This is a genomic window from Bacillus methanolicus (assembly GCF_028888695.1).
GTDB classification, from domain to species: Bacteria; Bacillota; Bacilli; order Bacillales; family Cytobacillaceae; genus Bacillus_Z; species Bacillus_Z methanolicus_B.
The window spans coordinates 2134236-2148565 of the sequence record NZ_PNFF01000001.1; the positions used below are offsets into that span (position 1 = coordinate 2134236).

The 14330-nt window shown below is 39.4% G+C and carries 14 protein-coding genes and 1 riboswitch; of the genes, 3 read left to right on the forward strand and 11 right to left on the reverse strand.

Annotated elements, in window-relative coordinates; genetic code table 11:
- Window positions 1-60 precede the first annotated feature (60 nt).
- The 3 genes from racE to C0966_RS10725 all read right to left on the reverse strand — a co-directional run bounded on the left by racE (window position 61) and on the right by C0966_RS10725 (window position 1806).
- Window positions 61-858 carry a glutamate racemase gene (racE, locus tag C0966_RS10715; RefSeq protein ID WP_274855440.1) on the reverse strand — a complete coding sequence of 266 codons (798 nt, stop codon included), beginning with the start codon at window positions 856-858 and terminating at the stop codon, window positions 61-63.
- Window positions 859-868: 10 nt separating this feature from the next.
- On the reverse strand, window positions 869-1327 hold the full coding sequence (locus tag C0966_RS10720) for a MarR family winged helix-turn-helix transcriptional regulator (RefSeq protein ID WP_274855441.1): 459 nt from the start codon (window positions 1325-1327) through the stop codon (window positions 869-871).
- A gap of 254 nt (window positions 1328-1581) precedes the next feature.
- Window positions 1582-1806, reverse strand: a complete 225-nt coding sequence (locus C0966_RS10725; protein WP_274855442.1) for a helix-turn-helix domain-containing protein — start codon at window positions 1804-1806, stop codon at window positions 1582-1584.
- Window positions 1807-2132: 326 nt separating this feature from the next.
- Between C0966_RS10725 and C0966_RS10730 the strand changes: the two genes are divergently transcribed.
- Window positions 2133-2453, forward strand: coding sequence for a helix-turn-helix domain-containing protein (locus tag C0966_RS10730; protein WP_274855271.1), 321 nt, complete (start codon window positions 2133-2135; stop codon window positions 2451-2453).
- Complete coding sequence (locus C0966_RS10735) at window positions 2447-3319, forward strand: IS3 family transposase (RefSeq protein WP_274855270.1); 873 nt, start codon at window positions 2447-2449, stop codon at window positions 3317-3319. The genes C0966_RS10730 and C0966_RS10735 overlap by 7 nt, the downstream gene beginning before the upstream one ends.
- 68 nt (window positions 3320-3387) lie before the next feature.
- On the opposite strand, the gene sdhB is transcribed toward C0966_RS10735, so the two are convergent.
- The 3 genes from sdhB to C0966_RS10750 are packed head-to-tail and all read right to left on the reverse strand — an operon-like array spanning window position 3388 to window position 6584.
- Entirely contained in the window at window positions 3388-4155 is a 768-nt protein-coding gene (sdhB, locus tag C0966_RS10740; RefSeq protein ID WP_274855443.1) for a succinate dehydrogenase iron-sulfur subunit, read from the reverse strand.
- A 6-nt stretch (window positions 4156-4161) separates the two neighbouring features.
- Window positions 4162-5919: a succinate dehydrogenase flavoprotein subunit gene (gene sdhA / locus C0966_RS10745; protein ID WP_274855444.1), complete on the reverse strand. Its 1758-nt coding sequence runs from the start codon at window positions 5917-5919 to the stop codon at window positions 4162-4164.
- A gap of 56 nt (window positions 5920-5975) precedes the next feature.
- Entirely contained in the window at window positions 5976-6584 is a 609-nt protein-coding gene (locus C0966_RS10750) for a succinate dehydrogenase cytochrome b558 subunit (RefSeq protein ID WP_274855445.1), read from the reverse strand.
- A 357-nt stretch (window positions 6585-6941) separates the two neighbouring features.
- Between C0966_RS10750 and C0966_RS10755 the strand changes: the two genes are divergently transcribed.
- A complete protein-coding gene (locus tag C0966_RS10755) occupies window positions 6942-7397 on the forward strand; it encodes a YslB family protein (RefSeq protein ID WP_274855446.1) in 456 nt (151 codons plus the stop codon).
- A 70-nt stretch (window positions 7398-7467) separates the two neighbouring features.
- Here the strand turns inward: C0966_RS10755 and C0966_RS10760 are convergent, their stop codons facing one another.
- The 5 genes from C0966_RS10760 to C0966_RS10780 form a co-directional block, all read right to left on the reverse strand.
- Window positions 7468-8697 carry an aspartate kinase gene (locus tag C0966_RS10760; protein ID WP_274855448.1) on the reverse strand — a complete coding sequence of 410 codons (1230 nt, stop codon included), beginning with the start codon at window positions 8695-8697 and terminating at the stop codon, window positions 7468-7470.
- Window positions 8698-8855: 158 nt separating this feature from the next.
- Window positions 8856-9035, reverse strand: a riboswitch (Lysine riboswitch).
- A 69-nt stretch (window positions 9036-9104) separates the two neighbouring features.
- Window positions 9105-10877 (reverse strand): excinuclease ABC subunit UvrC, encoded by a 1773-nt coding sequence (gene uvrC / locus C0966_RS10765; RefSeq protein ID WP_274855449.1) that lies wholly within the window; start codon window positions 10875-10877, stop codon window positions 9105-9107.
- Complete coding sequence (locus C0966_RS10770; RefSeq protein ID WP_274855450.1) at window positions 10870-11763, reverse strand: hypothetical protein; 894 nt, start codon at window positions 11761-11763, stop codon at window positions 10870-10872. The genes uvrC and C0966_RS10770 overlap by 8 nt, the downstream gene beginning before the upstream one ends.
- Before the next feature lie 833 nt (window positions 11764-12596).
- Entirely contained in the window at window positions 12597-13526 is a 930-nt protein-coding gene (locus C0966_RS10775; protein ID WP_274855451.1) for an FTR1 family iron permease, read from the reverse strand.
- Between the two features lie 42 nt (window positions 13527-13568).
- Window positions 13569-14327: a hypothetical protein gene (locus C0966_RS10780; protein ID WP_274855452.1), complete on the reverse strand. Its 759-nt coding sequence runs from the start codon at window positions 14325-14327 to the stop codon at window positions 13569-13571.
- Window positions 14328-14330 lie beyond the last annotated feature (3 nt).

A 14330-nucleotide genomic window follows, 5' to 3' on the forward strand; every position in this document is an offset into this window, starting at 1 on the left:
CAAATGTAAAGGGCCAGACCCCTACAATAGAGGGGGTCAGACCCTTATGAGTCAGCCTTATTATCCAAGCTTTATCATACTTACGTTTTCAATCGGTTTTTCAAGCCACTGGGAAGCAATTTTTTTGAAAATGCCAGTCGAGCCTGTCGTAAAAAATTGATGGATTGGCTCTTCATTGCTTTCGCAAAGGAGCCCGTTGTGATGAAGAATCGTACTTATTTCCCTTGCCGTTTCTTCACCTGAGCTGATGACATTTACGCCTTTACCCATGAAATTTTTAATTAAAGGCTCTAAAAGAGGATAATGGGTGCATCCTAATATGAGCGTATCAAGGTCTTTGTTTTTTAAAGGCTGTAATGTCTCAGCTACAATTTTTTTTGCAACCGGTCCGAAATATTCACCGCTCTCAACAAGGGGAACAAATTTCGGACAAGCAAGGCTTTTGACGGTTACATGGCGATTTATCAATTTCAATGCCTTCTCATAGGCCCTGCTTCTTACCGTTCCTTCTGTTCCGATAACCCCGATTTTCCGGTTTTTTGTTACTTTTATCGCAGTTCTCGCTCCGGGGTGGATAACCCCGATGACCGGAATCGGCAGCTCGCGGCGAATTTCATCGAGTGCAACAGCTGTAGCCGTATTGCATGCGATAACAAGCATTTTTATATTTTTCTCAAGCAAAAATTTGGTCATTTGCCATGTAAATGTTTTTACTTCTTCACTTGTCCTTGGACCATAAGGACACCGAGCTGTGTCCCCTAGATAAAAAATCTGTTCATTCGGAAGCTGGCGCATGACTTCTTTTGCTACTGTCAATCCGCCAACCCCCGAATCAATGATGCCTATTGGTTGTTTCAAAAATCTCGCCTCATTCTTCACGCATGTCTTGATGCAATCTTATTAAATTATTTTTCAGCGCAATTACTTCTTCAACTGAATAATTTTTTAAAACTTCCTGCAAATATGCCTGTCTTTTTTTAATTACTTCTTCGATGATCCTTCCGCCTTCTTCCAAAAGATGAATGCGGACGACTCTCCTGTCATTTGGATCCTTTACGCGCATTACAAGTTTATTTTTTTCCATCCTGTCAATGAGATCTGTAGTTGTGCTGAATGCAAGATACATCTTATTAGAGAGTTCACCGATTGTCATGTCTCCTTCTTCGAAAAGCCATTGCAGCGCCACAAACTGGGGAGGAGTAATAGTATAATTGCTTAAAATTTCTCTTCCCTTTTGTTTAATAATGCCGGATATGTATCGTAATTCTTTTTCAATATCTGCTACAATTTCTGCTCCATCGTTTTTTCGCAAATCTTCCAGTCTCATCTCAACACAACTCCCATTTACGCTTTCACGAATCTCACGGCTTCTCTTATTTTCTATCTTTTTTCACTAAATTTCAAGAAGGAAAAATTGGCTTTGTTTTTTAGTTTGCGAAAGTTCGTTTCATTGGTTATAAAAACCCGAATAATTATCTGAATTATTTCATAATTAAAAATATAAGGATATAAAAAATCATGTCATGGGTTGTGCAAGAATAAATGATTTAACCGGCTTCCCGAAAGGATAGCCGGTTTTGATTAAAGCTTTAGTTCTCCCATTCGAAGGAGCTCTACAACAGCTTGTGAACGCCCCTTGACACCAAGCTTTTGCATTGCATTTGAAATATGATTCCGAACCGTTTTTTCGCTTATAAATAACTCACTAGCGATTTCTTTTGTCGTTTTATCCTGTACTAACAGTTCGAATACTTCCCTTTCTCTTTTCGTGAGTAATGGTTTGTGCGAATATTCATTCTCCTTCAAGTATTGTAACCCTCCTTGCCTTCGCCAGCTATGAACCGCGGGGTGGGTATATATTTAGTCACCATATCATATGTGAATTAACGGAACAGAGTGACTATATTCGCTGAAAGGATGGGGGTTTTATGAAAAATGTGCAAAAGCTTATCCGCTAATCTTAACTTGTTGATGATCAGCTAACAGTTTTCTCATGCTTTTTGACTTATTAAACACAAAAAGAGGCTGACCCAGTTAGTTGATATAGTACCTCTAAAGTAGACACAGAAAAAAACATGACCCTAAAATGGGAGTGTTAGAATCACATTATGTCTACTTTGGAGGTATTTTTTATGGAACCAAAATTTCGTAATCAGTGTTTTACCTATTCCTTTGAATTAAAAATGCAAGCAATTCAACTATATTATTCTGGATATTCACGTACAGAAATTGCAGAAATGTTGAAAGTGAAGAATAAAAGATTGATTAATGAATGGGTGAATAAGTACGAAAGATTGGGGGAGGAGGGATTAAGAGATAAGCGCGGAGCCAAAAAAGGAATGGGCAAAGGTCGACCACGTAAAACTTCTCTCACATTAGAAGAGGAAAATCAATTATTAAAAGCCGAGAATTTATACTTAAAAAAGCTCTTAGAACAGAAAAGGGGGTGTTAACGAAACAGGAACAATTTGAATTTATCGCTACTTATGAAGATCAATTTCCTGTAACTCTTCTTCTCCAGGTTACCAATGTTTCACGTTCAGGCTTCTACAAGTGGAAAAAGGAACGAGACCATCGAATCCGAGATATTAGAGATGAAGAGCTGTATCATTTAATAGCTGAAATTTTTGTGGAATCAAGAGGAACTTACGGCAAAAAGCGAATCAAAGCGGCCTTACTAAAGCGCTATGGGTTAATTGTTAATCACAAGTGTATTTCACGAATCATGCGCAAATATGGGCTTGTGTGTAAAATTCGCCAAAAGAAGTTTAAGAAAAGAAAGCAGCCACATGCTGATATTCCTAATCTCTTGAATCGAGATTTTCAGGCTCATCAACCAGGAGAGAAATTTTGTATAGATATCACGTATGTAGAAGTCAAAAAGCCGTTCAAACGCTGGATGTATGTATGTGCGGTGAAAGATTTATACAACAATGAAATCGTCGCCTACAATATGAGCACCACCCAAGATATGAGGCTTGTGCTTCAAACACTGCACCAACTAAAAGAAAAAGGATTTGCGAAAGGAGCCATCCTCCATAGTGATCAAGGCTTCCATTTCACAAATCCTACATACATCAGAATGGTAGCCAATATGGGACTTACACAATCCATGTCTCGCAGGGGCAACTGCTGGGACAATGCGTGTATTGAGAACTTCTTCGGGCATCTCAAATGTGAGATGCCATGTTTTAGTTCGCCACAAACCGTTGAAGAAGTGCGACAAGCCATTGTTGACTACATAAACTATTATAACGAAAAACGGATTCAAACAAAATACGGTATGAGTCCGGTGGAATACAGAACTCGTACCGCGTAAGGGGTCACTCTTTTATACGTGTCTACTTGACAGGTACTAGTGCATAGTTTTGGATCAGCCTCTTTTTGTTAAACTTCGTCGCTTCCAAAGAAATTGCGGAAGGCCTGGATTGTTGTATCTCGGTTTAACGCTGCAATTGAAGTTGTTAACGGAATGCCTTTAGGGCATGATTGAACACAGTTTTGTGAGTTTCCGCAGTTGGCAAGACCTCCGTCGCCCATAATCGCTTCAAGTCGTTCAGCCTTATTCATTGCACCTGTTGGATGGGCATTAAATAAGCGAACTTGCGATAATGGGGCAGGTCCGATAAAATTTGACTTGCTGTTTACATTTGGACATGCTTCAAGGCAAACACCGCATGTCATACACTTAGATAACTCATATGCCCACTGGCGTTTTTTCTCAGGCATGCGCGGACCAGGTCCAAGGTCATATGTGCCGTCAATCGGAATCCATGCTTTCACTTTCTTCAGCGAATCAAACATGCGGCTCCGATCAATCTGCAAATCGCGGATAACCGGAAATGTCCGCATTGGTTCTAGGCGGATCGGCTGTTCAAGTTGATCTATAAGAGCTGTACAAGATTGGCGCGGCTTTCCGTTAATGACCATCGAACATGCTCCGCACACTTCTTCCAAACAGTTCATATCCCATGTTACCGGTGTTGTCTTTTCACCTTTCGCATTCACCGGATTCCGGCGAATTTCCATTAATGCGGAAATAACATTCATATTTGGACGGTATGGCAGTTCAAATTCTTCTTGGTAAGGGGCTGACTCAGGATTATCTTGGCGTGTGATGATGAAACGAACCGTTCTCGTTTTAGTCTCAGACATACCTTATTATTCCCCTTTCTTTTTCGAATAATCGCGTTTGCGAGGCTTGATTAAGGAAGTATCTACATCTTCGTAATGGAATGCAGGCGCTGAATTTGCGTCCACAAACTTCGCCATTGTTGTCTTCAAGAAATTTTCATCATCACGTTCAGGGAACTCAGGTTTATAATGGGCTCCCCGGCTTTCATTTCGATTATAGGCCCCTAATGTAATGACCCGTGCCAATTGCAGCATATTTTTCAGTTGTCTTGTAAAGACTGCACCTTGGTTGCTCCATTTAGCAGTGTCATTAATATTGATATTTTCATAACGCTCCAACAGCTCAACAATTTTCTCATCTGTTTTTAACAGCTTATCATTGAATCGGACAACGGTTACGTTATCAGTCATCCATTCACCAAGCTCTTTATGGAGGACGTAAGCGTTTTCTGTTCCATCTAGAGACAAAATATGATTCCACTTTTCTTCTTCTTGCTTCACATATCGGTCAAACAAAGAAGAAGAAATAGCATCAGAACTCTTTTCTAAACCGCTAATGTATCTAACCGCCTTCGGACCGGCAACCATGCCGCCGTAAATCGCAGATAATAACGAGTTTGCTCCAAGGCGGTTTGCACCATGCTGTGAATAATCACACTCACCTGCTGCAAACAATCCCGGAATATTTGTCATTTGATCATAATCAACCCACAGTCCGCCCATTGAATAGTGAACGGCAGGGAAAATTTTCATCGGAACTTTGCGAGGGTCTTCGCCCATAAATTTTTCATAGATTTCGATAATTCCGCCAAGCTTAATGTCAAGCTCTTTTGGATCTTTATGGGAAAGATCGAGATACACCATGTTTTCACCGTTGATTCCAAGTTTTAAATCAACGCATACATGAAAGATTTCCCGTGTAGCAATATCACGCGGAACAAGATTTCCGTATGCCGGATATTTTTCTTCGAGGAAGTACCATGGCTTTCCGTCCTTATAAGTCCAAACACGCCCGCCTTCACCGCGTGCAGATTCACTCATCAGGCGAAGTTTGTCATCCCCGGGAATCGCTGTCGGGTGGATTTGAATAAATTCACCATTCGCATAGTAAGCTCCCTGCTGATATACGATCGAAGCAGCTGAACCGGTATTAATTACAGAGTTTGTTGATTTTCCGAAAATAATCCCCGGACCGCCAGTCGCTAAGATCACCGCATCAGCCGGAAATGATTTGATTTCCATGGAAGTTAAGTTTTGAGCAACAATTCCTCGGCAGATTCCTTCGTCATCCAAAACTGCTCCAAGAAATTCCCATCCTTCATATTTCGTAACGAGGCCTGCCACCTCATGTCGGCGCACCTGCTCGTCCAATGCATAAAGCAGCTGCTGTCCGGTTGTTGCTCCCGCATATGCTGTGCGGTGGTGCAATGTTCCACCAAAGCGTCGGAAATCCAACAAGCCTTCCGGAGTACGGTTAAACATAACACCCATCCGGTCCATTAAATGGATAATCCCTGGCGCAGCTTCACACATCGCTTTTACAGGGGGCTGGTTAGCAAGGAAATCTCCTCCATAAACCGTATCGTCAAAGTGTTTCCATGGAGAGTCGCCTTCCCCTTTTGTATTAACAGCTCCATTTATTCCGCCTTGGGCACAAACAGAGTGAGAACGTTTAACCGGTACTAGAGAAAACAACTCCACCGGAGTTCCTGCTTCCGCAACTTTGATCGTTGCCATTAAGCCAGCCAGACCGCCGCCGACTACAATAATCTTCCCTTTACTCATTGAGGTTCACTCCTATTCGTAGTCCGTCCATTTTTCATTCTATTATCTTGATTTTTTTAAATAAATGCTGTTAGGGCACGAATTCCAACAATTGAAAGAGCTACAAAGATTCCTAACGTTACGTAAGTAGAGATTTGTTGGGAACGAGGCGATACTGTTACTCCCCAGCTGACCAGGAATGACCATAATCCATTCGCGAAATGGAAAATGGCAGAAATAACACCAATAACATAAAACCAGAACATGAACGGAGTTGATAAAATGTTCTCCATCATCTGGAAGTTAACTTCTGCTCCTAGAGCTGCAGCAACGCGTGTTTCCCAAACGTGCCATGTAACGAAAATAAGTGTAATGACCCCGGAAACGCGCTGAAGCAAAAACATCCAGTTCCGAAAAAATCCAAATCTGCTTACATTATTTTTCGCAGTAAATGCGATATAAAGTCCGTAGATTGCATGAAACAAGAGCGGCAAATAAATCACAAATATTTCGAGGAAAAGACGGAATGGCAGACTCTCCATAAAATGAGCAGCTCTGTTAAAAGATTCTTCTCCTCCAGTAGCAAAATGGTTTACTACAAGATGTTGCGTAAGGAACAGCCCTACCGGAATTACCCCGAGCAATGAATGCAGCCTGCGGTTAAAAAATTCTCGATTTCCTGCCACGAACTTATCCTCCTTGGTTTTTGACTGATGTTCAGGTTCTCTCTCCGCTCACCACTATCGGAACGCAACCTTATCATCATTGTATAAATATTTTTTACATTTATGTGACATGTTCATTTTACTCTCATCGACAAAGAGCGTCAAGAAAACGGATACAAAAATCCATAAAATTTTTTTGAAATATGTTGATATTGAGAATAATATAAACAAAAGCTTTTATTCCAAATTAAAATCTGATAATTCTATTATATTAAAATAACAAAAAATTCTTTTTGACTTCCTCTCTTTTTCAATAAATATATGCTAATTTTGCGGGTAAATTGTATATAATATATTCATAGAAAGAGGGGAAGAGCATTGAGTGAATTATTAGCGACAATAAAAGAAGAGGACGCAGATTCTCCTGTTGTTTCTGCTTTCGGCTATGAATTAATACGTGACATTCTTCTGCCTGAGCTGCTTGGAAAAGATGCATCCGATATTTTGTATTGGGCCGGAAAACGATTAGCAAGGCAATTTCCGTTAGAAAATTTCGATGAAATGCGTGTTTTTTTTCAGAAAGCAAGCTGGGGAACCTTGATTATTACAAATGAATCCAATAACGAACTTGAAGTAGAATTAACAGGCGGCATAATTTCTCAAAGACTGCAGTCAAAAAAAGATATTTCTTTTCAGCTTGAAGCCGGTTTTATCGCCCAGCAAATCGAACAGCAAAAACAAGTGATTGCTGAAGCGTTCGAACACCCGCATAAAAAGGGATCAAAGGTGCAATTTACGGTTAAGTGGGATAAGAAAGACATCGTAAAGCCATGATTTTATTAATAAAGGGTCTGACCCTTTGTTTGAGTGTCAGCCCTTTTGTATTTCTTTTTGAAGATCTGCGTTACGATTTAACAGCCGATCCCGACAATTCAAATGCTTGATGAATTGCTTCTGCTGCCTTGACCATCTGGCTTTCTTCAATCACTGTCGATACTTTAATTTCTGATGTACTCACCATTTTTACTTGTATTCCATTTGAAGCAAGCACTTCAAACATTTTAGCAGCGACTCCGGGGTTAGAGATCATTCCTGAACCGACAATTGAAACTTTTGCTAATCCCGTTTCTGATTCAATCCCTTTGTAGTTAAGCAATTTCTTATTGTTTTCGAGGACGGCCATTGTTTCTTCTAAATCGCCACTCTTAATCGAAAAAGATAAATTTGTTGTTTCAGCTTCAGTTACACTTTGGATAATGATATCAACATTAATGTGATGTTGAGCAAGTGTTGTAAAAATAGTGGATAAACTCGTTAACGAGTTTGGCAATCCTAAAACTGTTACTCGTGTGATTTCGTCTTCAAATGCTACTCCCCGGACAACAAGATTTTGTTCCATTGTTACTTCCTCCTCAATGATCGTTCCTGCTTCTCGTTCCATACTGGAGCGCACCTCCAAAGGAACCCCGTAATTTTTGGCAAATTCTACTGCTCTCGGATGAAGGACGCCTGCCCCAAGATTCGCAAGTTCAAGCATTTCATCATAAGAAACAGAAGAAAGTTTCCGAGCAGACTTTACATAGCGCGGATCGGTTGTAAAAACCCCTGTAACATCGGTGTAAATGTCACATTTATCGGCTTTCAGAGCTGCAGCGAGTGCTACGGCTGTCGTATCGGATCCACCTCTGCCAAGAGTCGTAATTTCTCCTTGCTCATCAATACCTTGGAAGCCGGCTACGACGACGATTTTTCCTTCATTTAGCTGTTTTTGAATTTTTTCGGTTTCGATATTGGTTATTCTTGCATTCCCGAAAACAGGCTCAGTTTTGATGCCTGCCTGCCATCCAGTGAAGGAAATGGCTTCATAGCCTTTTTCTTTCAATGCCATAGCCAAAAGCGAAATCGTCACCTGCTCTCCGGTTGTAAGAAGCATATCCATTTCGCGCTTTGCTGGATGTGCAGAAATTTGTTTTGCTAAATTGACAAGCTCATCTGTTGTTTTCCCCATTGCCGAAACAACCACAACAACGTCATTTCCGTTCATTTTTTCTTCAATTACCCGATTGGCAACGTTTAAGATGCGCCGAGCGGAGCCAACAGATGTTCCTCCAAACTTTTGGACAATTAATCCCAATTTTTTCCCCTTCTTTCTATAAAGTTCATTAAAGGAGTGCCGCCATTCTATAAATAATTAGTTTTCACTATGAAGCTGTTTTTAAATTAATAAAATAAAAACAGCAATGAGATAGCTACCTCATTGCTGTGAAAAACGTAAGAAAAAATACGCAGACACAGTGAGATAGCTCTCCAAGGCGGCAACGCCCTGACAATCCGGCATCTCTTAAATGCAGGACCAGCAAAGAAAAAAATGAGTTTTTCTTCACTTCGGCGAACATTCCCTTTCAAAGCTTTTCATTGAAGCCCATTCTTCTCTAAGCTTTTACTGATGAAGTTCGCACCTCTATCTTCACTTTAATGCTCTAAAGTGATTAAACTATAAAATTTTTTTCAGTATAACATACGCCCCAATTTATGACAATGTCATTCCTGCAATTTTTTCATCAATTCTTTTGCGACATTTGACGGAATTCCGGCGGAAGTAAAGTCCTCCATTGTTGCTTCTTTCATTTTTTTTACGGAACCAAAATGTTTGAGAAGCAGCTTCTTCCGTTTCTCACCAATACCCGGAATGTCGTCCAATAACGATTGAAAAGCACTTTTTCCCCGCAATTGGCGGTGAAATGTAATCGCAAACCGGTGAACTTCGTCTTGGATCCGCTGCAGCAAATAAAATTCCTGGCTGTTCCGTTTTAGTGGAACAACAGCAAGTGGATCTCCAAATAATAGTTGCGATGTTTGATGTTTTTCATCTTTTGCTAGTCCGGCAATTGGCATTTCTAAGCCAAGTTCATTCTCAAGCACGTCCCTGACAGCTTCAACATGGCCTTTCCCGCCATCGATAATAATCAAATCCGGCAAAGGAAGATTTTCTTTCAATACTCTTGTATATCTTCTTCGGACAACTTCCCTCATTGACTCATAATCATCAGGTCCTTGTACAGATTTAATTTTATACTTTCGATATTCTTTTTTCTCAGGTTTGCCGTCAATAAAGACAACCATAGCAGAAACAGGACTTGTTCCCTGAATGTTCGAATTATCGAAAGCTTCAATCCGGCGAGGTGTATAAATTCCAAGCTGACTGCCTAAATTTTCAACTGCTTTTATTGTTCTCTCTTCATCCCGTTCAATGAGCGAGAACTTTTCCTGCAAGGCAATCTTCGCATTTTTCTCAGCCAATCTTACAAGCTCTTTCTTTTGGCCCCGCTTCGGCCTTATGACTTTTACTTCCAGTAGCTTTTCCGCCATGTCCGCATCTACTGTGTCTGGAGCTAGTATTTCTTTTGGTTTAAAATGATTTGGTTTCGTATAAAATTGCCCCATAAATGTAAGAATTTCTTCCTCAGGTTCTTTGTAGAGCGGGAACAACGAAACATCCCGTTCGATCAATTTTCCCTGCCTAATAAAAAATACTTGAACGCACATCCAGCCTTTTTCTACGGCATATCCAAATACGTCCCGGTCGGTGAAATCGGTCATCGTCATTTTTTGTTTTTCCATTGTCGTTTCAATATGCGCAATTTTGTCGCGGTATTCTTTCGCCCGCTCAAAATCAAGCTCTTCGGCCGCTGCAGTCATTTTTTCAGCCAATTCCTGTTTGATCTCTTTATAGCCGCCATTTAAGAATCGGGTAATTTCATCGGTAATTGTTTTGTATTCTTCTTCATCAACTTCTTTTACACAAGGGGCAAGACATTGTCCCATATGATAATACAAACAAACCCTGTCAGGAAGGGTAGAGCACTTTCGCAGCGGATAAATCCGGTCAAGCAGTTTTTTTGTTTCATTCGCGGCTTGAACGTTAGGATAAGGTCCAAAGTACTTTCCTTTATCTTTCGTTACTTTTCTTGTCGTGATAAGCCTTGGATGCCGCTCGCCGGTTAATTTGATAAACGGGTAGCTTTTATCATCCTTCAGCATGACATTATACTTTGGATCGTGTTTTTTAATTAGATTCATCTCAAGGATTAGAGCTTCAATATCTGAAGATGTAACGATGTATTCAAAGTCTTCAATTTCATTTACAAGCCGAAGTGTTTTGCCGTCATGGGAACCGGTAAAATAGGAGCGGACCCGATTTTTCAGCACTTTTGCCTTGCCGACGTAAATAATCGTTCCTTGCCGGTCTTTCATTAAATAACAGCCGGGCTGATCCGGCAAAAGTGCAAGTTTATTCTTTATTGTTTCATTCATCATGTTCACCCCCTGATGTATGTTTCCATTTATATAACGTAATCTCGTTATAAACCGGATCAAATAATTCATTTGATTGAAAATGTTGTACTTTCACAATATTGTTTTCAACATCGACACCTTGCTGTTTAAAACCTTGGACAACCTTATCTGTAAGTAATATTTCTTTATCGGAATAATATCCGGCATCATGCACAAATATATTGTAAGTTTGAACACGTTTATGAGAAAAGGGAACATTTAAATAGTCAAATACCCTTGTTTCCTCCCAAGTATAAACGATAAATGGATTTTTATAATGATTCAAAAACTCTGCCGTCTTGTATATTGCAGGCTTGTGAGTTGCCTGTTCTTTTATAAGTGATGCTGCATTGAAGCATTGCAAGCATAAAATAAAAATACAAAGGAGTACAACTGGCATATGGTTTCTCTTTGCCAGTACAACGATAAATATATAAAAAAGAATTAACATTGCTAACGGGAGAATATGTCTCGGTTTATCAATGTTTTGAGCAAAGAGAGCCCATAAAAAATAACAAAAGCCCAATATAAAAAGAAGCTTGAACTGAATATTTTGCTTAACATTGTTCCATTTAAAGCTAAACAAAAAAAGAATCGCAAGTAAGAAATAGAAAACCAACAGTATTATAGAACGTGAAAGGATTCCTGTCCAAAAAATGTTCTCGAAAATGAAAATTCTCAAGCGTTCAACAAAATTTAGATCAACCGCCGTAACAGCCCCTCCCCAGCTTTGAAAATGCCCGCTTGTAAAGGCAAGGGCCAGCTTTATAAATGGTTTTATGCCGCCCTCCGAAATAGCTATAGCTAAAACCCAAACAAACTGAAATAAAAAGGCAATGATGGTATTAACAAAAATTTGTTTCATTGAAATATGTTTTTCTTTCCATTTTCTATAAAAAAAATAAAATAGTCCTATTGAAAATGGAAAATAGGATAACCGAATGCCAAGAAGAATACTCAACAGAAACATCGGCAGGACGCCGGCAAGCGGATGCCTGCTTTTCAAGGCAGTTTGCAGACTAAAAACATACCACCATAATGCTGAAAGTGCCGCTCCTTCTGACATTGGCTGATTAACCATTGTGAGACAATAGCTTCCCGTATATAAAATGGCTGTCATAATCAAGCTATATTCTCTCGTAAGATATTGTCTGCCCAAAAAATAAATAGGTATAAGGGCACTGCTGAAAAAAAGGATATTAAAAATAGTCAAGGCTTTTGCAGGATTTTCGATCCAAAGATGAACAAATTTCCCACCAAGAATAAAATATGGATATCCCGGAAAGTGGGGCTGCATCGCCATGATATCGTACCTGTCCAATCCGAGAGCAAAATCAACCTGATCCCAAGTAGAAGCAAATGAATTTATATATATCAATTGAAACCCGAGCATGAAAATAATAGCGAGTAAACTAATGATTTGAATAAATATTGTAAATAAATCTGTTTTACTCGCAAATTTATTGTTTCTTTTCATACATTCTTCACCGTCTTATCACGTTAAATATGTCGATGTCATAAAAATGATAACAAGTAAAAATCAAGATTTTCTATAGTGGGGCACTTTCACAAAAAGAAAACAACCTTGCCAAAATTTGAATATGACAAGGTTGCTTTGAGTGAAGATTCGGAGAAGAATATCGACCTTTACAAAATTCCTCTTAAGAATCAGCCTCTACAACATTTTGAAAATATTTGTTACTTTGCCTGCGGTTTTAATAATTTCACATTACTTACCGTTTCTTTGTTTTCTTTTTTCTCATGGGCATCCTTTTGCCGATACCAAGTTAAAAGGTAAATGCCGGCTAAGTATCCAACATATGCGATTATTTCTTCGATGGACGGCATAGAGGAATAGCCAAATAATGCTTTTAAGAAAATACCGATATCCCCTGAAAGCACTGGAGCAACTCCATGATCGCGAAGGTAATGCTGATAATCAATAGGATGTTCAGGAAGAAACCACGTAATATCGTAAACATGCGGAAGAACGCTTCCAATCATATTCAAATCCTGCATCATGGAAATGGCCTGAACAATCAAACCGGCAGCAATTAATATAATGAATACACCGGTTACTTTAAAGAATGTTTTTAGCGGAACGCGCATTGTTCCTTTAAAAAATAAGTATGAAACAATTGCAGCGATGACACCCCCGGTAATTGCGCCCCAGCCTTGCATTGCAGCACCGATATTTCCGCCGGTAATCGCCGCAAAGAAAAAGACTGTTTCTACACCTTCCCGCAAAACGACAAGGAAGGAATGAAACACCATGCCTACAATGTTTCCGGTTGAGATAAAATGATTCATTTTACCTTCCATATTGCCTTTTAAATCGCGGCTGTGACTCGCCATCCAAAACACCATTTGAGTTAGCAATAAAGCAGACACTAACATAATACCTATTTTTAAGTACATTTCACTTCCCATGGCGGCAAAACCGGTAAACACTACTTGGAACAGCATCGCAACACCAACGCTTGCAAGAACCGCTAATCCTGCACCAAGCCAGACATATTTTGTGTATTTTTGATGATCCATCCTTTTTAAATAGGTTGTGATAATCCCAACAATCAGTAATGCCTCTAATACCTCACGAAAGGTTATTAGCAATGCTTGTATTTCCAAAGTATGTTCTCCTCCCCGTCATGTTGTCAACGAATAGTATCCCTATTTTTTTCTTTGGCGAAACGCAAAACCAACGACTCCTGCAATAATTCCCACAATTACGAGAAGCGGAATCCAATTTCGGATATTCGATATATCAGTCCAGTCCTTCTTCCCGGTGTTCATTCCACTTTCATTTTCACTTTCTGTGAAATGGCCAACTTCCAAGCTGGCTAGATCAAATTCTTTTTGAAGGGTGGTCAAAATCGTTTCCTTGCTTGCTTTAAAGGCCTTAATATCAGATTCCTTTTTCCCCACTCCAAAAAGGCCAGGATTTCCCAGGGAATTTAAAGCATTATCAAACTCAGCTTTCAGTTTTTTATCCGTTTCAGTGTTTTTAGATTCAACTATAGGAGATAAAGCTTCGTATGTAGCAAAGGCCTTAGCCAGAAGTTTTTTGCTAGTATCATATTCAGAAAAATTTCTTTCTATATTTTCCAATCGTCTTGCAATGTTTAAAACAAGCAATTTTTCCATATTCTCAGTAACGTTCTTTTTATCTTTCTTTTCTAAGTTCTTTAAAATGATTTCTGACGTTTCGGGCCCCATATGCATATCAACTTCTTTTTTTACCGTTTCAAATACATCTTTTGCCGAAGTAAAATCCGGAGGGTTTTTATCTAATTGTAGCATCATTTCTTTGTACACTTCAGCAAGCTTTTCTTCATTCGGATCACCGTATGAATAAGCAAATGTATGATTGATGTACATATTATTGATAATGAATATCAATGTCAAACAAAAAAACAAGTATTTTTTCATTCG